Below are 20,279 nucleotides of genomic sequence, written 5' to 3'. Positions count from 1 at the left end.
GCGCAGCCTTCACGGGTGCTGCTTACAGGAAGAAGCGGTCGGTCGGCTTCAGGTCGCCGTCCAGCTCGTAGACCAGCGGACGGCCGGTCGGAATCTCGAAGCCGGGGATCTCCTCCTCGGTCAGACCGGAGAGATACATGACCAGCCCGCGCAGGCTGTTGCCGTGGGCGGAGATCAGCACGCGCTGACCGGCCCGGATCTGCGGCGCGATGCTCTCATGCCAGTAGGGCAGCACCCGCGCCACGCAGTCCTTCAGGCTCTCGGTGCGGGGAAGCTGGTCCTTGCTCAACCCCGTGTAGCGCCGGTCGCCGTCCGGCAGGCGCTCGTCGCCCTCGGGCAGCGGCGGCGGCGGGATGTCATAGCTGCGGCGCCAGATGTGGACCTGCTCCTTGCCGTGCAGGGCGGCGGTCTGGGTCTTGTTCAGCCCCTGCAACCCGCCATAGTGCCGCTCGTTCAGGCGCCAGTCCTTCTGCACCGGCAGCCAGAGCCGGTCCATCGTCTCCAGCACCAGGTTGAGCGTCTTGATGGCGCGCTTCAGAACCGAGGTGTGGCAGGCGTCGAAGTCGTAGCCGGCCGCGAGGAGCTTCTCGCCCGCCGCCTTCGCCTCGGCCACGCCCTGCTCGGTCAGCTCCACGTCCGTCCAGCCGGTGAACAGATCCTGCTGGTTCCAGACGCTCTGGCCGTGGCGGATGAGGACGAGCTTGGTCATGGCGGTCTTTCCCTGGTTTCCCCGTGGCCGCGTCCTAGCACACCCGCCCGGTTGCACCAAGCCCCCGAAGGGCGGCCCTCTGCGGAACGGCCCTCTGCACAGCGGCCCTCTGCGCAGCGGCCCTCTGCGCCGTGGATCGTCGGCCGGCATGGCCTGTTGCCGCATCAGGGCGCCGCCATCCGGGCGGGCGCCGCCGGTTCCGCCAGGGAGGGGGCATGCAGAACATCTGGTACAAGAACGCCGTGATCTACTGCGTGGACGTCGAGACGTTCCAGGACAGCAACGGCGACGGCGTGGGCGATTTCCGCGGCCTGAAGGACCGGCTGGACTACATCGCCGGTCTGGGCGCCACCTGCATCTGGCTGCTGCCCTTCTTCGCCACCCCGAACCGGGACAACGGCTACGACATCTCCGACTACTACGCGGTCGATCCCCGCCTCGGCACGCTGGGCGACTTCGTGGAGTTCACCCGCCTGGCGAACGAGCGGGGCCTGCGGATCATCGTGGATCTGGTCGTCAACCACACGTCAGACCGGCATCCCTGGTTCGAGGCGGCGGTGTCGGACCGGCAGTCCGCCTGGCGCGACTGGTATCTCTGGTCCGACGAGCAGCCCGCGGACCATGCCGAGGGCATGGTCTTCCCCGGTCACCAGAAGACCACCTGGACCTGGGACGACCGGGCGGGCGCCTACTACTTCCACCGCTTCTATGAGTTCGAGCCCGACCTGAACATCGCCAACCCGGCTGTGCGCGAGGAAATCGAGCGCATCATGGGGGTCTGGCTGCAACTGGGCGTCTCCGGCTTCCGGGTCGATGCCGTGCCCTTCGTGATCGAGACCCGCCCGCGCGAGGGGGAATGGGTCCGGCACTACGACTATCTGGGGGAACTGCGGGCCTTCATGTCCTGGCGGCGCGGCGACGCCGTCATGCTGGCCGAGGCCAACGTGACGCCGGACGAGGTGGCGGACTATGTCGGCGATGGCGACCGCATGAACATGATGTTCAACTTCATCGTCAACCAACGCCTCTTCCTCGCTCTCGCCCGCGACGATGCGCGGCCGCTGGCGGCGGCGCTGCGGGACCTGCCCGGCCTGCCGCAGCGCTGCCAGTGGGCCAGCTTCCTGCGCAACCACGACGAGCTGGACCTCGGCCGCCTGGACCCGGCGGAGCGGGAGGCGTGCTTCGCCCGCTTCGCGCCGGACCCCGACATGCGCCTCTACGGGCGCGGCATCCGGCGCCGGCTGGCGCCCATGCTGGGCAACGACCGCCGCCGGCTGGAACTCGCCTACAGCCTGATGTTCAGCCTGCCGGGCTCGCCCGTCCTCTGGTACGGGGAGGAGATCGGGATGGGGGACGATCTCTGCCAGCCCGAGCGCAGCGCCGTGCGCACGCCGATGCAGTGGTCCGACGAACGACACGGCGGCTTCACCGCGGCCCGCGATCCGGTGCGCCCGGTCATCGCCGACGGCCCGTTCGGCTACGACAGGGTTAACGTGGCCGCGCAGCAGCGCGACCGCCGCAGCCTTCTGAGCTGGGTCCAGGCGGCGGCCCGGGTCCGCCGCGGCCTGCCGGAACTGGGCTGGGGCGGCTGCGAGCTGCTGGAAACCGGGGAGGATACGGTGCTGGCCCACCGGGCGCGCTGGCGCGGCCGCACCAGCGTGATCCTGCACAATCTCGGGCCCGACCCGCGGGAGGTGACGCTGCCCGACCTGAGCGACGGCGGCCGCCGGCTCCAGGACGTCTTCTCCGATGCCGACTATGACGGTCCGGTGGACAGCGACGGGCCGGTCCGGCTGTCCGGCTACGGCTACCGCTGGCTCCAGCTCACGGCGGCCTGACGGCTGGCGGATTCTGGGCGTCAGGGATAGGGGGCCGCGATGATGGACTCGCGGCTGCCGTCCGCAGCCATGGCGTCCAGGGCCGCATCGAACCGGCCGACCGTTTCCGGCGTCACGCTGCGCCGGCTGAACAGGACATAGGCGTCGTTCGCCAGGGACAGGGGGTGGGCCTCCATCCCCTCGACCCGACCGCTGGCGAGCAGCCGTTGCAGCACCAGCGCGCCGTCGAAATAGCCGTCGATCCGTCCCCGTTGCAGCATGGCGCGGGCCGTCTCCACCGTCGGGACCTGGACCGCGACGCGGGCCAGCCGGCCGCTCAGCAGCATCGTCTCGAATTCGCGACTGGGCATGGCGCCGAGGATGACGCCCAGGCGGAAATCCAGGCCGGCCAGCTCCTCCAGGGTGCGGCAGCGCCAGCGGCCGCTTTCGCCGCGGCGGACGACCAGCACGTTCGCCCCCTCCCGGTAGGGGTGGGAGTAGAGGCCGAACGCCTCCCGCTCGTCCGTGTGGGAGAGGCCGGCGATGGCGTCGATCCGGCCCTCGCGCAGCCGCGCCAGCAGCCGGCTGCGGGGACCTTCCTCCCATTCCAGGGCGCAGCCCATGCGCCGCGTCGCCTCCTTCACCAGTCGCAGGTCGATTCCCTCCAGGCGGCCGTCCTCCATGCGGTACTGATACGGCTCCCAGGAGGTCCAGCCGAACGTCAGATGGCACGGGCCGTCCGCCCGCACCGCGGATGCCGGGAGGAAGGACAGCAGCAGGCCGATCAGCAGGCCGGCCAGCCGGGTCGGAAAGGACGCGTTCAAATCCGGGTGTCTCTGCATCGCCGCTCAACCAATCGGGGGAGTCTGCCATCGCCGGCCGGACCGGTTCAAGCGTGCAGCGCTGTCCTGGTTAATCCGATGCGAACAGGTCTCCCGGCCGGACGCGGCCGGCGTCGCGCCGCCGCCCCGCTTGCGACCCCGTCCGGCCATCCGCTAAAGGATGAGCGGGCGCCGCGACAGAGGGTCCGGCGGACGGCGCCCCGCCTGCCGCCCCCGTTCCCCCCGTTCCCTTGTCCGGAAGCCTGCCGATGACCGAAGGACCGCTCGCCGCCTATCGCGCCCGCCGCGGCACGGGCACGCTGAAGGCCGATCCCTGCCAGGAGCTGGCGGCGGAGAAGCTCCAGAGCCTCTGGCACGCCCTGCGCGACTACCGTCCGGCCCTGGGGCAGGTCGGCTGGCGGGCGCGCTTCGGCCTGACCCGGCGGCCCGATCCGGCGCCGCAGGGGCTCTACATCTACGGCGATGTCGGTCGCGGCAAGTCGATGCTGATGGACCTGTTCTTCGAGACCGCACCCGTGGAGCCGCGGCGGCGGGTGCATTTCCACGCTTTCATGCTGGAGGTGCATTCCCGGCTGCACGCGCTGCGCAGCGGCGGCGGGGGCGCCCGCCACGCGGACGAGCTGCTGCCCGACCTCGCCCGGCAGATCGCGGAAGAGGCGTGGCTGCTCTGCTTCGACGAGTTCCACGTCACCGACGTGGCCGACGCCATGATCCTGGGCCGCCTCTTCACGGCGCTGTTCGACCTCGGTGTCGTCGTCGTGGCGACCAGCAACTGGGGTCCCGACGATCTCTACAAGGACGGGCTCCAGCGCGACCGCTTCCTGCCCTTCATCGCCCTGCTGAAGGACCGGCTGGACGTGCTGCACCTCGCCGGGCGGACCGACTACCGGCTGTCCCGCATGCTGGGGGCGAAGGTATTCCACTATCCGCCGGGGCCGGCCGCTGCCGCGGCGCTGGCCCGCGCCTTCGACGATCTGGCCGAGGGGGTGACCCCGCGCGCCTGCCATCTGCTGGTGCAGGGCCGGCGCGTGGAGGTGCCGAAGGAGGCGAACGGCGTCGCCTGGTTCCATTTCGACGCGCTGTGTCGGCAGCCGCTGGGGGCGGGCGACTACCTCGCCATCGCCACCCACTTCCACACCGTGATCGTGGAGGGCATTCCCCGCCTGCCGGCGGAGCAGCGCAACGAGGCCAAGCGCTTCATGACGCTGGTGGATGCGCTCTACGAGCACAAGGTGAAGCTGATCGCCTCGTCCGAGGTGGCGCCGGAGCGCATCTACGCCGACGGTGCCCACGCCTTCGAATTCCAGCGCACCGTCAGCCGCCTGATGGAGATGCAGAGCGAGGACTATCTGCGGGTGCCGCATCTGACGTGACCCTGACGCGGGCGCACGGAAACGGTGTCCCGCGTCGTACAGCGCGGAAGCGGCTTTCAGATCCCGGGCTGTCCGGTGGCGGAAATCATTGATGGCCTCTGGACCACCGCGATCTCAGACATGCTGTGCCATCTGCCCGGTATCAGATGGTACGGGCTTAGCCGGTGAAGCCTTGGGCAGAGTTTCAGGCTGAGATCAGAAGGTGGCTGGGGGACTAGGATTCGAACCTAGACTGGCGGAGTCAGAGTCCGCTGTCCTACCGTTAGACGATCCCCCATCCGGGCCTTCGTCGGTGGCGGCGTTGCCAGCGACCGTCGAAGTGGGCGGGCTTCTAACACAGGGTTCCGGGCTTGTGAACCCCTTTCTTCACGATCACCGCAAGATCGTGGGAGAGGTTCCCGTCTATGGTTCCCGTCTGCGGCCCCCGCCCGCGGCCGGTCGCGACCCGGCATGGCCCGGTGCAGGCCGGCGCGCTGCCACAGGAATGCCGCAGTGCGGTACTTGCCCCGGCCCGCCCATGCGGTACGATGGTTGCCGGTTACGGAATGTCGCCGGCCGCGCCCGGGGGCCAAGGGGCTGGCCCCGTTCCCCGGGTGCGTGCCAGGCCCGGAGGCAATCGATTCGTGGAGTCCGATCAGGTCCAGTCCGATCATTTCCAGTCCAGCCGGACCCGCCCCGGACGGGTCGCGTCCGCCGGCTTCGGTGCCGTCGGGTGCGACAGCCCCGACCATGGCGCCGTCGGGGCGGCGGCTGTCGGGCCGGAGCCGGCGGCCGAGGAGCGGGTTCTGCGGCCGGGGCCCGTGTTCGCCGCCTTGGATGTTGGCACCAACAACTGCCGCCTGCTGATCGCCCGCCCCGCCCGGGGCGGCTTCCGGGTGGTGGACGCCTTCTCCCGCATCGTCCGGCTGGGGGAGGGGCTGTCGCGCACCGACCGGCTGTCCGACGAGGCCATGGGCCGGACGCTCTCCGCGCTCAAGGTCTGCCGCTCCAAGATCCGCCGCCGCGGCGTCACCGCCCTGCGCGCGGTGGGAACCGAGGCCTGCCGGCGCGCCGGTAACGGTGCCGAGTTCCTGGAGCGCGTGGAGTCGGAGACCGGCATCCATGTCGAGATCATCAGCGCCGGGGAGGAGGCGCGGCTGGCGCTGGCCGGCTGCGCGCCGCTGCTCGATCCGGCCCTGCCACGCGCCGCCGTCTTCGACATCGGCGGGGGCTCGACCGAGCTGATGTGGCTGGAGCTGCGTCGCGGCCGGCCGTACCTGATCGACCAGGTGTCCGTGCCGCTGGGCGTCGTCGGGCTGACGGAGCGATTCGGCGGCGACCGCGTCTCTCCCGACTCCTACCGCGGCATGGTGGCGGAGGTGCGGGAGGCGCTGCGCCCCTTCGCCCAGCGCAACGCTCTGGCGCGCGAGGTGGCGCGGGGCCGGGTGCAGATGCTGGGCACCTCCGGCACGGTGACGACGCTGGCCGGCATCCGCATGGGTCTGCCGCGCTACGACCGCTCGCAGGTGGATGGCACCTGGCTGTCGCGGGCGGACGCGACCGCCATCGCCGGCGACCTGCGGGCGCTGGACTTCCAGGGTCGCGCCAGCCAGCCCTGCATCGGCCGCGACCGCGCCGATCTGGTGATCGCCGGCTGCGCCATCCTGGACGGCATCTGGGAGACGTTGCCGGTGCCGCGGTTGCGCATCGCCGACCGCGGCGTGCGCGAAGGCATCCTGGCGGAGCTGGCAGCCGCGGCGCGGCGGCCCTGATCGTCCGGCCTTCCCCGTCGGCAGGGCGGCCCGGCGCGCACCGCGCTTGCCTTTACCGGCCATCGGGTCGATATGGGGCGGCATGACTGGCAAGACTCCGAAGAACCCCGGCGGCCCCGCCGGCACCCGGCCCACCGGCCGGACGGCGGCCGTGCGGGTGAAGACCGCGCACCGCCGCTCCCTCTCCTCCACCCGCTGGCTGGAGCGGCAGCTCAACGACCCCTATGTGGCCGAGGCGCGCAAGCGCGGCTACCGCAGCCGCGCGGCGTTCAAGCTGTTGCAGCTCGACGAGAAGTTCCACTTCCTCAAGCGCGGTCAGCGCATCGTCGATCTGGGCGCCGCTCCCGGCGGCTGGACCCAGGTGGCGGTCGCCGTGGTGAAGCCGGGGGAGGGCAGCACCGGCAAGGTCGTCGGGCTGGACCTGCTGGAGGTGGAGCCCGTGCCCGGCGCCACCATCATCCAGCTCGACTTCCTGGACGCCAGCGCCCCCGACCGGCTGAAGGAACTGCTGGGCGGGCAGGCGGACATCGTGCTGTCCGACATGGCCGCCAACACGACGGGCCACCCGGCAACGGACCATCTGCGCATCATCGGACTGGCCGAGGCCGCCTACGACTTCGCGGCCGACGTGCTGGCCCCCGGCGGCGCCTTCGTCTGCAAGCTGTTCCAGGGCGGCGCCACGAAGGGGCTGCTGGACCTGTTGAAGCGCGACTTCGCCGCGGTGCGCCATGCCAAGCCGCCGGCCAGCCGCGCCGACAGTTCGGAGACCTATGTCGTCGCCACCGGCTTCCGCGGCGGGGCCGACCGTAACGGTGCCGACACTGGCGGGGCCGACCGGGGTGCCGCGGAGGCGTAGCGGACGGAAGCAGGGACCGGCCCGTCCTCCCCCTGTCCCGTGCATAGCCGTCCTTCAATATCCTGTGCCTTCCTTTCGGACGGCCCGCGTGTATAGTGCGGCGAACCTCGAACCCTGGGATTTCCCCTCCGCCCCTGCCGGGCGGAGCGGGTTTCCCGTATTTTCATCGGACGCGAGCGGCGCCGTCCCCCAGGCGCCCGGGAGAGACGGTTCATGACGAGCATCGGCGGCAGAATTTCCAGCGGCGACCGCTTCCGCGAGGCGCTGACCTTCGACGACGTGCTGCTGGTGCCGGCGGAATCGTCGGTGATGCCGGCCGAGGTCAGCACCCGGACGCGGCTCACCCGGTCCATCGAACTGGGCATCCCGCTGCTCTCCGCCGCCATGGACACCGTCACGGAATCGGCCCTGGCCATCGCCATGGCCCAGGCCGGCGGCATCGGCGTCGTCCACCGCAACCTGGACATCGCGCGCCAGGCGGAGGAGGTGCGCAAGGTCAAGCGCTTCGAATCCGGCATGGTGGTGAACCCGATCACCATCCATCCCGAGGCGACCCTGGCGGATGCGCTGGATCTCATGGCGCGCCACCGCATCTCCGGCATTCCGGTGACGGACGCGGCCGGCCACCTCGTCGGCATCCTGACCAACCGCGACGTCCGCTTCGCCACCAACCCGCAGCAGCCGATCTCCGAACTGATGACCAAGGACCGTCTGGTCACGGTCAAGGAGGGCGTGGACCGGGCCGAGGCCAAGCGGCTGCTGCACCAGTACCGGATCGAGAAGCTGCTGGTGGTGGACGAGGCCTACCGCTGCGTCGGCCTGATCACGGTGAAGGACATCGAGAAGGCGCAGCTCCACCCCAACGCCTGCAAGGACGAGAAGGGCCGCCTGCGCGTCGCCGCCGCCACCGGCACCGGGCCGGACGGGCTGAAGCGCGCCGAGGCCCTGTTCGATGCCGAGGTGGACGTGCTGGTGGTGGACACCGCGCACGGCCACTCGACCAAGGTCGCCGCCGCCGTGACGGCTGCCCGCAAGCTCAGCAACTACACCCAGATCGTCGCCGGCAACGTCGCCACCGCGGAAGGCGCGCGCAGCCTGATCGACGCCGGCGCCGACGCGATCAAGGTCGGCATCGGGCCGGGCAGCATCTGCACCACCCGCATCGTGGCGGGCGTCGGCGTGCCTCAGCTCACCGCCATCATGGACGTGGTGGAGGAGTGCCACCGCCAGGGCATTCCCGTCATCGCCGACGGCGGCATCAAGTATTCCGGCGACCTTGCCAAGGCCATCGCCGGCGGGGCCGACGTCGCCATGCTGGGCAGCCTGTTCGCCGGCACGGACGAGAGCCCGGGCGAGGTGATCCTGTACCAGGGCCGCAGCTACAAGTCCTACCGCGGCATGGGCAGCGTGGGCGCCATGGCTCGCGGCAGCGCCGACCGCTACTTCCAGGCCGAGGTCAGCAACACGCTCAAGCTGGTGCCGGAGGGCGTGGAAGGCCGCGTCCCCTACAAGGGGCCGATCGGGGCGGTGATCCACCAGCTCGTCGGCGGCCTGCGCGCGGCCATGGGCTACACGGGCTGCGCCACGATCCAGGAGATGCAGACGAAGACCCGTTTCGTCCGCATCACCAACGCCGGCCTGCGCGAGAGCCACGTCCACGACATCACCATCACGAACGAGGCGCCGAACTACCGGCCGGGCTGATCCCCGCCCCGACGGGGCCGGGTCCCGCACGGGCCGGCCCCGGCCCGTCTCCTTCCTGTCCGCGGGCGGATCGGCGTGATGCCGGCCCGCCCGCGCTCCGCCTTTCCAGGGCCGGTTTCCCGCCCTGCCTTTCTCCGGACGTCCGCCCATGACCCCCGCCGCGCGCATCCAGGCCGCCATCGACCTGCTGTCCGAGATCGAGGCGACGCCGCGCCCGGCCGACGCCCTGGTCAGCCAGTTCTTCCGCAACCGGCGCTACATCGGGGCCAAGGACCGGCAGGGCGTGGCCGGGCTGGTCTATTCCGTGCTGCGCCACCGCGGCCGGCTGGGCTGGTGGCTGGACCGCTGCAACGTGATGCCGACGCCGCGGGCGCTGCTGCTGGCGGAGGCGGTGCTGGTGCAGGGGCGGCGGGCCGATTCCGTGTCCGGCCTGTTCAACGGCGCCAAGTTCGGGCCGGAGCCGCTGAACGACAGCGAGCGGCGCCTGCTGAAGGCGGTCGATACCCACACCATCGACCATCCGAAGCAGCCCGAGGCCCTGGCGCTGGAGGTGCCGGAGTGGGCCGAGGCGCCGCTGCGCGCCGCCTTCGGCGACCGCTTCCATGCCGAGATGGCGGCCATGCTGGGGGAGGCGCCGCTGGACCTGCGCGCCAACCCGCTGAAGGCGACCCGCGAGCAGGTGCAGGCGGTGCTGGCCGAGGCCGGCGTGGCGGCCGCGCCGACGGGCCTGTCGCCGCTGGGCCTGCGGGTGCAGGGGCGGGCGCCGGTCTCGGCCCTGCCGGTCTTCCGCGACGGGCTGTTCGAGATCCAGGACGAGGGCTCGCAGCTCGTCGCCCTGCTGGCCGATCCGCGGCCGGGCATGCAGGTCGTGGATTTCTGCGCCGGCGCCGGCGGCAAGACGCTCGCCATCGCGGCGATGATGGACAACAAGGGCCGCGTCGTCGCCAGCGACGTGCTGGAGGGCCGCCTGACCCGCGCCAAGGAGCGTTTCCGCCGGGCCGGGCTGCACAATATCGAGACGCGCGCCCTGTCCAGCGAGCGCGACCCCTGGGTCAAGCGGCACAAGGGCAAGTTCGACCGCGTCGTGGTGGATGCGCCGTGCTCCGGCACCGGCACCTGGCGGCGCAACCCGGACAGCCGCTGGCGCCCCCTGGGGCCGGGGCTGGCCGAGCTGCTGCCGTTGCAGGCCGCCATCCTGGACAGCGCGGCGCGGCTGGTCCGGCCGGGCGGGCGACTGGTCTACGCCACCTGCTCCCTGCTGCCGGAGGAGAATGAACGGCAGGTCGAGGCGTTCCTGGCCGGCCATCCGACCTTCCGCCTGCTGCCCGTCGCTGAGGCCTGGCCGGAGAGCCTCGGCGCCACGCCCGTGACCGGGGACACGCTCCGCCTGACCCCCGCCCGCCACGATACCGACGGCTTCTTCGCCGCCGTCATGGTGCGGGAGGAGGCCGTAGAGGGCACGGAGGAGGCTACGGTGGCGGCGGATGCCGCCGCCGCGGAGCCGCCCGCCGCCGACGTCTGACGGCGGGCCCCGGCAGTCCCGCCGGCCGACTTTCCATTCTTGTGTCCGCTCCGCGGCATCCCTGCCGCCCCCTCTCCCTCCGTCGGGTTGGAGTTGCGGGAGAATTGCGGCAGGATGGTCATCCGAAGCCGGGAGCCGAAGGATGCAGCCGTCGCCCCAGTCGCCTGTCCCAGTGCCGCCGACCCTTTCCGGGCGCGGTTCCGCCTGCCGTCCGGAGAGGCCTTCCCCCGGTGCGGTCCCGCCCGGAGGGATGCCATGAGCGGCGACGCGCCGGATACCCCCCGCCGCGCCAGACCGGGTGCGGGCATCCGTCCGGCGATCCCGGCGGATGCCGCGGGCATCGCGCGGGTGCATGTCACGAGCTGGCGCTCCACCTATCCGGGGATGCTGCCCGACCGCTATCTGGTCGGGCTGTCGCCGCCCGCCTATGCCGCCCGCTGGCGCACCATGCTGGCGGCCGAGGGGCGCGGCCGGCGCACCTTCGTCGCCGTCGATCCGGACGATCCGCACGCCCGCAACGGCGTCATCGGATTCGGCTCCTGCGGCCCGCAGCGGACCTCGCTGGAGGGGTATGGCGGGGAGTTCTACGCCCTCTACATGCTGGACCACATGCAGGGGATGGGCTGGGGCCGCCGCCTGATGGGCGCCATGGCCCAGGAACTGCTGGAGTGCGGCATGCGCTCCGCCGTCGTCTGGGTGCTGCGCGACAACCCCTCGCGCTGGTTCTATGAACGGATGGGCGGGACGCGGCTGGCGGAGCAGCCGATCAGCTTCGCCGGCGCCCGCCTGACGGAGATCGCCTATGGCTGGACCGACCTGGTCCCGCTGGCGCGGCAGGCCGCCGACCCGCATGTGGGCTGACCGGCCTGCGGGCTGACCCGGGCCTGACGGGTCCGCTCCTGCCGCCTGACGGTGCCATCACGGCGCCATCGTCCCTTCGCCCGGTTGACAGGACGGCCGGAACGCCCCACCGTCCGCTGGTTTCCAGGGGTGCCCCGGCAGGGGCTGAGACACCGCAGGCCGGCCGCCAGGGGCGGACAGGCGCGCGGGAACCCTTCGAACCTGATCCGGGTCGTACCGGCGTAGGGATGGAACCGGCGGATGCCCTGCATCCGCTCCGGCCGCTTCGCGCAGCGCCCGGATCTCCGCAACCCAGACGGTGGAGATCCCAGTGCCCGACATTCACAGCCCGCTTTCCGCCCCCGACGGCTTCGCCGTGACCACGGGGCCGCTGCCATCCTCCCGCAAGGTCCATGTCGAGAGCCCGCGGCTGGCCGGCGTCCGCGTCGCCCTGCGGGAGATCGACCTGACCGAAGGCTCCGGCGAGCCGCCGGTGCGGGTCTACGATACCTCCGGCCCCTACACCGATCCGGCCCATGCGGCCGATATCCGCACCGGCCTGCCCGCCCTGCGCCAAGCCTGGATCGAGGCGCGCGGCGACGTCGAGCTCTATGGCGGCCGCGCCGTGCGGCCGGAGGACAACGGCCTGAAGGACGGGGAGGTCAGCCGCGTGCCCGTCTTCGACCGCAGCGGGCGCCGCCCCTTGCGGGCCATCGGCGGCCGGGCCGTCACCCAGCTTGCCTACGCCCGCGCCGGCATCGTCACGCCGGAGATGGAATATGTCGCCATCCGCGAGAATCTGGGCCGGGAGACGCTGCGCGAGCAGGGCCGCACGGTCCGCGACCTGGGCGGGGAGAGCTTCGGGGCCGTCCTCCCGGACCATGTGACCGGCGAGTTCGTGCGCGACGAGATCGCCCGCGGCCGCGCCATCATCCCGGCCAACATCAACCACCCGGAGACCGAGCCGATGATCATCGGCCGGAACTTCCTGGTGAAGATCAACGCCAACATCGGCAATTCCGCCGTCACCTCCAGCGTGGCGGAGGAGGTGGACAAGCTGGTCTGGGCCATCCGCTGGGGGGCCGACACGGTGATGGACCTCTCCACCGGCCGCAACATCCACACCATCCGCGAATGGATCATCCGCAACAGCCCGGTGCCCATCGGCACCGTGCCGATCTATCAGGCGCTGGAGAAGGTGGGCGGTCAGGCCGAGGAGCTGACCTGGGAGATCTTCCGCGACACGCTGATCGAGCAGTGCGAGCAGGGGGTGGACTACTTCACCATCCATGCCGGCGTGCGGCTGCCCTACATCCCGCTGACGGCGCGGCGCGTCACCGGCATCGTCAGCCGCGGCGGCTCGATCCTGGCGAAGTGGTGCCTGGCCCACCACAAGGAGAACTTCCTCTACACCCACTTCGAGGAGATCTGCGAGATCATGAAGGCCTACGACGTGGCCTTCTCCCTGGGCGACGGGCTGCGCCCCGGCTCCATCGCGGACGCCAATGACGCCGCCCAGTTCGCGGAACTGGAGACGCTGGGCGAGCTGACGAAGACCGCCTGGAAGCACGATGTCCAGGTGATGATCGAGGGGCCGGGCCATGTGCCCATGCACCTGATCAAGGAGAACATGGACAAGCAGCTCCGCGAATGCGGGGAGGCGCCGTTCTACACGCTGGGGCCGCTCACCACCGACATCGCGCCGGGCTACGACCACATCACCAGCGGCATCGGGGCCGCCATGATCGGCTGGTTCGGCACGGCCATGCTCTGCTACGTGACTCCGAAGGAGCATCTGGGCCTGCCCGACCGCGACGACGTGAAGGTGGGCGTGGTCACCTACAAGATCGCCGCGCACGCCGCCGACCTCGCCAAGGGGCACCCGGCCGCGCGGGAGCGCGACGACGCGCTCTCCCGCGCGCGGTTCGAGTTCCGCTGGAAGGACCAGTTCAACCTGTCGCTGGACCCGGAGACGGCGGAGCGGTTCCACGACCAGACCCTGCCGGCGGAAGGGGCCAAGCTGGCGCACTTCTGCTCCATGTGCGGGCCGAAGTTCTGTTCCATGAAGATCACGCAGGAGGTGCGGGACTACGCCGCCCGGCAGGAGGCGGAGGCCGGCATGGCCGCCATGTCGGAGACCTTCAAGGAGAAGGGCGGGCAGATCTATCTGTCCGACCGGCCCGTCCCGGCAGACCATCACTGACCGGAGACGGCGGGCAGGGGGACCAGGGGCGGCGCCGGTGACGGGACGCACAGCGCGGGGCGGCGGATGTGCTAGGATGACGCATCCGGAATTGCCACAGCGTGCGTCATGCCCTTCAGCCGCTTCCTGACGATTCTCCGTACTGGCCTTCTCGCCTGTCTTCTCGCCGGACCGGTCCTGGCCGGTCCGGCGGCCGCCTTCGAGGTCCCCTACAAGGACTTCTACGACGAGCTGAAGCGCTTCGAGCCCCGGCCGGGGACGGAGCGTCTGGCGCTGCGCACCTCGCTCCGCGCCAAGGACCGGGACACGGAGCTGGGACCGGTGGAGATGCGTATCCTCACGGCGGACGGCCCGCAGACCGTGCCCGTGGACAAGGAGAACGCCTTCACCCTGCCGATGAACCCCGCCTGGGTGGAGGAGGGGGCGCGGATCGAGCTGAACCAGGACCCGGAGCGGTTCGCGATCCGGGTCCAGGTCGGCATGAAGCTCGACGATCCGACCCGCTTCCCCTATGCGGACGTCGTCGCCGCGTTCGGCCAGTTCGATGCCGTGATCGGGAAGGAGGCGGGGTTCTTCGCCTTCGCCGTGCCGTCGGCCAAGGTGCTGCGCGTCCAGTGCGGCACCGGCTGCACGGCCACCCTGGCAGGCCCCAAGGGTGAGAGCACGATCGCGGCCGACGACCGCGGCCGGGTCAACATCCCCAAGGAGCGGCGGCTGCTGAAGGAGAACCCGACCATCATCCTGTCGCAGCCGGCGCTCTGGACCTCCATCAGCACGAAGGACACCGGGACCCGGGACTGATAGACCGCCCGGGGGCGACCGGACCGGCGGGGGCGCCCTGCGCCGGGCGCGCTTGCGGCCCCCGGCGCCCTGGGATAGGTTGCGGCGCACTTCCCAGCGCCCATCCACAAGCGCCGGTGTCCCGCAAGCGGGGACGCGGGCGCCCCGCCGCAGGTCAGTGCATCCATGCCGAACACTCCCGCCCCCGCCGCCCTCACCAACGACCGGGTCCTGATCCTGGATTTCGGCTCGCAGGTGACGCAGTTGATCGCCCGCCGCATCCGCGAGGCCGGCGTCTACTGCGAGATCCTTCCCTTCAGCGTCGGGGACGAGCGGGTGCGGGCCTTCGCCCCCCGCGCCGTGATCCTGTCCGGCGGCCCGGCCAGCGTGACCGAGGCCGGCAGCCCCCGCGCGCCCGAGGCGGTGTGGACCCTGGGCGTGCCGGTTCTGGGCATCTGCTACGGCCAGCAGACCATGTGCGAACAGCTCGGCGGCAAGGTGGAGCCGGGCGACACGCGGGAGTTCGGCCGCGCCTTCGTGGACGTGCGGGAACCCTGCGCCCTGTTCGACGGCGTCTGGACGCCCGGCGCGCGGGAGCAAGTGTGGATGAGCCATGGCGACCGCGTCGCCCGCCTGCCCGACGGCTTCCGCACCGTCGCCACCAGCGAGGGCGCGCCCTACGCCATCGTGGCCGACGATGTGCGCCGCTTCTACGGCGTGCAGTTCCACCCGGAGGTGGTCCACACCCCGCACGGCGATGCCCTGATCCGCAACTTCCTGTTCGGCGTCGCGGGCCTGTCCGGCGGCTGGACGATGGCCGCCTACCGCGCCCAGGCGGTGGAGAAGATCCGCGCCCAGGTCGGCAGGGGCAAGGTGATCTGCGGTCTGTCCGGCGGCGTGGACAGCTCCGTCGCCGCCGTGCTGATCCATGAGGCGATCGGCGAGCAGCTCACCTGCATCTTCGTCGATACCGGCCTGATGCGGGCCGGGGAGGCGCAGGAGGTGGTGACGCTGTTCCGCGACCACTACAACATCCCGCTGGTGCATGTGGACGCGGCCGACCTGTTCCTGGGCGAGCTGGAGGGCGTCAGCGACCCGGAGGTCAAGCGCAAGACCATCGGGCGGCTTTTCATCGAGGTGTTCGACCGCGAGGCGGCGAAGATCGGCGGGGCGGAGTTCCTGGCCCAGGGCACGCTCTACCCCGACGTGATCGAGAGCGTCAGCTTCACCGGCGGCCCGTCGGTGACGATCAAGTCGCACCACAATGTCGGCGGCCTGCCCGAGCGCATGAAGCTCAAGCTGGTCGAGCCGCTGCGCGAGCTGTTCAAGGACGAGGTGCGGGCGCTCGGTCGCGAGCTGGGCCTGCCGCACAGCTTCGTCGGCCGCCACCCGTTCCCCGGTCCCGGCCTCGCCATCCGCGTGCCCGGCGAGATCACGCGGGAGAAGCTGGAGATCCTGCGCAAGGCGGACCAGGTCTATCTGGAGGAGATCCGCAACGCCGGCCTCTACGACGCCATCTGGCAGGCCTTCGCCGTGCTGCTGCCGGTGCGCACCGTGGGCGTGATGGGCGACGGCCGCACCTACGACTATGCCTGTGCCCTGCGGGCGGTCACCAGCGTGGACGGCATGACGGCCGACTACTACCCGTTCGACCACGGCTTCCTGGGCCGCGTCGCCACCCGCATCATCAACGAGGTCCGCGGCATCAACCGGGTGACCTACGACATCACCTCGAAGCCCCCTGGCACCATCGAGTGGGAATAATTTTTGCCCATCCGAGGGTATCCGAAACTACGCCGGAATACGCTCTAATACACTGAAAAACAAAAATAATTGAGCCAAGGTCTATCGAGGTCTATCGGTGGGCATAGAACGCGTCTGTCGGGTCTGGTGACGGACCCGCCCCCCGTTGATCATCCGGAAAATCGAAAGTACCGTCAGAGCGACCGAGGCCAATGACGGTACTTTTTTCAGCCTTACACGCTGAAATTAAACAGATTTCTCCGCCTGACGCCTCCAAAAACCGCGTGACGGTCCTTTTTCCGCGAGGAGGCCCAAATGTTGACGGACGCAGCACTCAAGTGCCTGAAACCAAAAGCCAAAATGTACAAGGTGACCGATCGTGACGGCATGTATGTGCGCGTCGCGCCGACAGGCGGCATCTCGTTCAGGCTCGACTACCGGCTGAACGGCAGGCGGGAGACCGTCCATCTCGGCAAGTATGCCCGAGATGGGATCTCACTCGCCCGGGCGCGCGAGCTGTGCCTGGACGCGAAACGGATGATCGCCGAGGGGCGGTCCCCCGCCATAGAGAAGCAGCGGGAGAAGCGCCGGATCAAGGAGGCTAAGAGCTTCGGCGAGTTCGGCGAGAAGTGGCTGACGGGCGCCCCGATGGCCGACAGCACACGAGCCATGCGCCGCGCGATCTTCGAGCGTGAACTCAAGCCCGTCTGGCGAAACCGTTTGCTGACCGAGATCACGCCTGACGACCTGCGCGCCCACTGCGCCAAGATCGTCGAACGGGGCGCGCCGGCGACGGCCATCCATGTGCGGGATATCCTGAAGCAGATCTACGCCTTCGCCATTCTCCACGGCGAAAAGGTCGCGAACCCGGCCGATGACGTTGGTCCTGCCTCGATCGCCACCTTTACGCCGAAGGATAGGGCGCTGTCGCCGACCGAGATCCGCATCATGCTCAAGCAGCTCGAGCATGTCGCGACGCTGCCGACGATCCGTCTCGGCATGAAGCTCTACCTCCTCACCATGGTCCGGAAGAGCGAATTGCAGGACGCGGTCTGGGATGAGGTGGATTTCGAGAACGCCGTCTGGACGATCCCGAAGGAGCGCATGAAGCGGTCGAAGCCGCACAATGTCTACCTGTGCCGGCAGACCCTCGACATCATGATTGCGCTCAAGACCTGCGCCGGCAATTCAAGGTATCTGCTGCCGTCCCGCTACGATGCGGATGCGCCGATGTCGCGGGCGACCTTCAACCGGGTCACCTACGCTGTCGTCGAACAGGCCAAGAAGGAGGGGCTGCCACTGGAGCCGTTCACCGTGCATGACCTGCGCCGCACGGGCTCGACGCTGCTCAATGAGCTGGGCTTCAACCGCGACTGGATCGAAAAGTGCCTGGCGCACGAGGACGGGCGTTCATCACGCGGCGTCTACAACAAGGCTGAATATGAGGTTCAGCGTCGCCACATGATGCAGGAATGGGCTGACACCGTCGATGCCTGGGTCGAGGGCCGGAAGTATGTTCCGACGCTGCTGCCGACAGCCATGCCGTCTATCGCGCTTGATCCTGCCCTTTGACCGGGCGGGACTTGCGCTTGGTGACGTCGGGATGCTGTGCGCGAGGGATTGGCTTCGCGCGCCGCGCCAGCAACCAAGCGTGGACCTCGGCGAGGTCCCAGACGATGCAGCGCGGCGACAGCGCGAAGCGGCGTGGGAATTCGCCGCGCTGCTCCATCTCGTAGATTGTGCTGTCGGCTAGGGGCACCATCTCGCGCAGTTGGTGCCGCCGGATTGTCTTCCTGATCTCCAAAGGCTCGCGGTGACCCATACCCAATCTCCTTAGCGGCTGTCGCTGGCGATTGAGAACGATAGGTGCCGATGCCGGAAGTCCCTCCCGAGTGGCGTGCGGCAATTTCGGGCTCTGGCGTGGAAAACGGCGGGTCATTTTCAGTCCTGACAGCGCGGCCGGACATCCGTCAGCCCACAGAATCTGCACGACTCGCCGCACGCGTTCCGCGCCGTAATTGCGCTGTTCAGATCACGCACCATTTACTGCTTGCACCGGCGAGATGCGATCCGGAAGTCCGCTAGCGACGTAGCAACAGTCGAATGTGTGACACTTAAGGATTTCGTGGGCGGCGGTAGCGAGGAGACGGAGAAGACCCATAATCTGATCGGGACAGTTCTCGGGGGCTGACGGGGCTACGTTTGCAAAGACCTTTGCATCATGGGGAACCATCGTGCCGAGATCGAAGATCGAGCTACGCCATGTGCGTTACATCATCGCTGCTGCGGAAAGCGGCAGCTTCCGGCGCGCGGCGCAAGATCTCGGCGTCGAGCAGTCGGCGATCAGCCGCCGCATCCGGGATGTCGAGGATGAGATCGGCGCACAGCTGTTCCGCCGTCATCCTGCCGGCGTCGACCTGACAGACATCGGCAAACAATTTCTGAATCAGGCCGCCCCTGGGGCGCGCCAGATCGGATCGGCGCTCGACGGCGCAAGAACGGTGGCGAACAGAGGACGGCATCTTCGGATCGGCGTGTTCGGGCCTCTGACCATGGGCTTTCTGTCTGAGCTCTTCGGGGCCTTTCGGGGTGACCGCCCGGGGGTCAGGCTGTGGTTCAGCGAGGGCAGCTGTCCCGAACTCATCGCGGCCGTGCGGCGGGAGCAGCTTGATGTCGGTGTCGTCGCCGAAGCATCGCCCGGGAAGGGCTTTGACGTGACGCATTTGTGGGCTGAGCCCGTGTACGTGGCATTGCCGGACGGCGACCCACTCGCCGATCAGAAGGCGCTCCGGTGGAATGACCTGCGTGATCGGCATTTTGTGGTGACTGATTTACCGACCGGCGATTTCGCGAAGGGTTACCTGATGCGAAACCTCCAGACTTCGACCGGAGACCTCCAGATCGAGCAATTGTCCGTCACTCGGGAATCTCTGATGCAGATCGTCGCGCATGGGGACGGCGTCACCATCGCAGGCAGCGCGCATGTCCGTCACGGACTGCCAGGCATTGCTTTTCGCCGGATCGAGGATGCTGTTCTCCGCTATGGTGCTGTCCACCCGCGAGGGGCGCTCCATCGGAACCTCGAGCGCCTGTTGGCGCTGGCAAAGTCTTTCTCGGAGCGAGATGACGCTTGGTTCGCCCGGCAACGGCTCATGCGCCCTGAGCATCGGCGCGTGCCGCACGTTGACTCCCATCGCGGCGCGCGCGGGCGAACCCCCGATCGGTTGCAATGAAGCGCTCGAGCATTGGCACGATCAGCTTGGTCGGGTCGCCGATGGTCTGGCCTTGTTCGCGGCCGAGTGCTGCGGCGTAGGCGACGAGGTCGCGATGCAGTGGCGCAGGGAGTTCAATCGTCACCTTCACCGGCTTGTCGTCGATGATCGGGCCGAGCTTCAGCTTGGTCATCACAACCCTCCATAAGGTTCGAGCACGAGGTCGCGGGTGACGATAACGCGCACGGGGAACCCCGGTCTGATCGTCAGGGTCGGCGCGACATTCAGTTGCCGACGGATGATCTCCTGGCCTGCGTCGTTGATGGTGTCCTGCCCGCCGTTGCGGATCGCCCGGAGCAGCCGATCCTGATCGTCAACGGCGAGTTCGGCACCGACCGACAGCAGTGTCGACAGGCCGGCAGCCTTGGCGAGATCCCACCAATGATAGTCGACGCCATCCTGAAGCCCCGCATAGCCTTGCGCGTCGGCTCCGGGTTGACGTTCCAGGACGATCGAACGACCATTCGGGAGGATGAGCCGCTTCCAGACAAGCAGCACCCGGCGCTGACCGAAACCGACATCGTTGCTGTACTCGCCGATCAGCCGCGTACCCTGTGGGACGAGCAGGATGCGCCCGGTCGGGCTGTCGTAGACATGCTCCGTAACCTGCGCGGTGATCTGGCCCGGCAGGTCGGATCGGATGCCGGTGATGAGGGCCGCGGCGATGACGGCGCCGGTCTGAAGCACATAGGGTGATGCCGGACCCATCACGAGATCTGGCGAGACCGTGCGGCGGTCCACGCCCGCATTCAGGAACGCGAGCTGGCGATCCTGCGCCGTCGCTGCACCTGGCTGGCCCGGAAGACCTAGAGCATTTCCGTTTTATACGGAAGCATATCCTGAGTTGCTGAGATAGTTGGCGCATTC

17 protein-coding genes, 1 tRNA gene and 1 riboswitch are annotated in these 20,279 nt (G+C 69.4%); of the genes, 12 read left to right on the top strand and 6 right to left on the bottom strand.

The features are described from left to right. Positions 1-22: 22 nt before the first annotated feature. Entirely contained in the window at positions 23-709 is a 687-nt protein-coding gene (gene gpmA / locus ACFQPS_RS13770; RefSeq protein WP_377359796.1) for a 2,3-diphosphoglycerate-dependent phosphoglycerate mutase, read from the bottom strand. A gap of 215 nt (positions 710-924) precedes the next feature. Here gpmA and ACFQPS_RS13765 point away from each other — a divergent pair, with 215 nt between their 5' ends. Further along, entirely contained in the window at positions 925-2,547 is a 1,623-nt protein-coding gene (locus ACFQPS_RS13765) for an alpha-amylase family protein (RefSeq protein ID WP_377359795.1), read from the top strand. A 20-nt stretch (positions 2,548-2,567) separates the two neighbouring features. Here ACFQPS_RS13765 and ACFQPS_RS13760 read toward each other — a convergent pair whose 3' ends face one another. Next, positions 2,568-3,350 (bottom strand): substrate-binding periplasmic protein, encoded by a 783-nt coding sequence (locus tag ACFQPS_RS13760; protein WP_377359794.1) that lies wholly within the window; start codon positions 3,348-3,350, stop codon positions 2,568-2,570. 266 nt (positions 3,351-3,616) lie between these two features. Between ACFQPS_RS13760 and zapE the strand changes: the two genes are divergently transcribed. Continuing rightward, on the top strand, positions 3,617-4,741 hold the full coding sequence (zapE, locus tag ACFQPS_RS13755) for a cell division protein ZapE (protein ID WP_377359793.1): 1,125 nt from the start codon (positions 3,617-3,619) through the stop codon (positions 4,739-4,741). Positions 4,742-4,944: 203 nt separating this feature from the next. Here the strand turns inward: zapE and ACFQPS_RS13750 are convergent. Continuing rightward, positions 4,945-5,018 (bottom strand) — tRNA-Gln (locus ACFQPS_RS13750). Between the two features lie 346 nt (positions 5,019-5,364). On the opposite strand from ACFQPS_RS13750, the gene ACFQPS_RS13745 reads away from it, so the two are divergent. From ACFQPS_RS13745 to ACFQPS_RS13705, 9 genes are all read left to right on the top strand, one after another. Beyond that, positions 5,365-6,492, top strand: a complete 1,128-nt coding sequence (locus ACFQPS_RS13745) for a Ppx/GppA phosphatase family protein (RefSeq protein WP_377359792.1) — start codon at positions 5,365-5,367, stop codon at positions 6,490-6,492. 82 nt (positions 6,493-6,574) lie between these two features. Continuing rightward, positions 6,575-7,348 carry an RlmE family RNA methyltransferase gene (locus ACFQPS_RS13740; protein ID WP_377359791.1) on the top strand — a complete coding sequence of 258 codons (774 nt, stop codon included), beginning with the start codon at positions 6,575-6,577 and terminating at the stop codon, positions 7,346-7,348. 213 nt (positions 7,349-7,561) lie between these two features. Next, entirely contained in the window at positions 7,562-9,052 is a 1,491-nt protein-coding gene (gene guaB / locus ACFQPS_RS13735) for an IMP dehydrogenase (protein ID WP_377359790.1), read from the top strand. Positions 9,053-9,200: 148 nt separating this feature from the next. Then, positions 9,201-10,574: an RsmB/NOP family class I SAM-dependent RNA methyltransferase gene (locus ACFQPS_RS13730; protein ID WP_377359789.1), complete on the top strand. Its 1,374-nt coding sequence runs from the start codon at positions 9,201-9,203 to the stop codon at positions 10,572-10,574. 255 nt (positions 10,575-10,829) lie between these two features. Further along, positions 10,830-11,435 (top strand): GNAT family N-acetyltransferase, encoded by a 606-nt coding sequence (locus ACFQPS_RS13725; RefSeq protein ID WP_012569083.1) that lies wholly within the window; start codon positions 10,830-10,832, stop codon positions 11,433-11,435. A gap of 115 nt (positions 11,436-11,550) precedes the next feature. After that, a riboswitch (TPP riboswitch) is annotated at positions 11,551-11,681 on the top strand. A 64-nt stretch (positions 11,682-11,745) separates the two neighbouring features. Continuing rightward, positions 11,746-13,617, top strand: coding sequence for a phosphomethylpyrimidine synthase ThiC (gene thiC, locus ACFQPS_RS13720; protein ID WP_377359788.1), 1,872 nt, complete (start codon positions 11,746-11,748; stop codon positions 13,615-13,617). 108 nt (positions 13,618-13,725) lie between these two features. Beyond that, positions 13,726-14,418 (top strand): DUF2987 domain-containing protein, encoded by a 693-nt coding sequence (locus ACFQPS_RS13715; protein WP_377359787.1) that lies wholly within the window; start codon positions 13,726-13,728, stop codon positions 14,416-14,418. 165 nt (positions 14,419-14,583) lie between these two features. Further along, positions 14,584-16,161, top strand: coding sequence for a glutamine-hydrolyzing GMP synthase (guaA, locus tag ACFQPS_RS13710; protein WP_377359786.1), 1,578 nt, complete (start codon positions 14,584-14,586; stop codon positions 16,159-16,161). 294 nt (positions 16,162-16,455) lie between these two features. Beyond that, positions 16,456-17,712, top strand: a complete 1,257-nt coding sequence (locus tag ACFQPS_RS13705; protein ID WP_209351215.1) for a tyrosine-type recombinase/integrase — start codon at positions 16,456-16,458, stop codon at positions 17,710-17,712. Here ACFQPS_RS13705 and ACFQPS_RS13700 read toward each other — a convergent pair. After that, positions 17,687-17,962: a helix-turn-helix transcriptional regulator gene (locus ACFQPS_RS13700; RefSeq protein WP_209351216.1), complete on the bottom strand. Its 276-nt coding sequence runs from the start codon at positions 17,960-17,962 to the stop codon at positions 17,687-17,689. The genes ACFQPS_RS13705 and ACFQPS_RS13700 overlap by 26 nt on opposite strands. A gap of 412 nt (positions 17,963-18,374) precedes the next feature. On the opposite strand from ACFQPS_RS13700, the gene ACFQPS_RS13695 reads away from it, so the two are divergent. After that, on the top strand, positions 18,375-19,373 hold the full coding sequence (locus ACFQPS_RS13695; RefSeq protein ID WP_377359785.1) for a LysR family transcriptional regulator: 999 nt from the start codon (positions 18,375-18,377) through the stop codon (positions 19,371-19,373). Here the strand turns inward: ACFQPS_RS13695 and ACFQPS_RS13690 are convergent. Further along, complete coding sequence (locus tag ACFQPS_RS13690; RefSeq protein WP_011579845.1) at positions 19,291-19,545, bottom strand: DUF2274 domain-containing protein; 255 nt, start codon at positions 19,543-19,545, stop codon at positions 19,291-19,293. The two genes, ACFQPS_RS13695 and ACFQPS_RS13690, sit on opposite strands and share 83 nt — an antisense overlap. Next, positions 19,545-20,153: a TraB/TrbI/VirB10 family type IV secretion system protein gene (locus ACFQPS_RS13685; protein ID WP_465269620.1), complete on the bottom strand. Its 609-nt coding sequence runs from the start codon at positions 20,151-20,153 to the stop codon at positions 19,545-19,547. The genes ACFQPS_RS13690 and ACFQPS_RS13685 overlap by 1 nt, the downstream gene beginning before the upstream one ends. Positions 20,154-20,279 lie beyond the last annotated feature (126 nt).

Origin of the sequence: Rhodocista pekingensis (assembly GCF_042665545.1) — a bacterium.
GTDB lineage: Bacteria > Pseudomonadota > Alphaproteobacteria > Azospirillales > Azospirillaceae > Rhodocista > Rhodocista pekingensis.
Note: the sequence above shows the minus strand (reverse complement) of the source record. Positions and strands in the feature narration are given on the sequence as shown.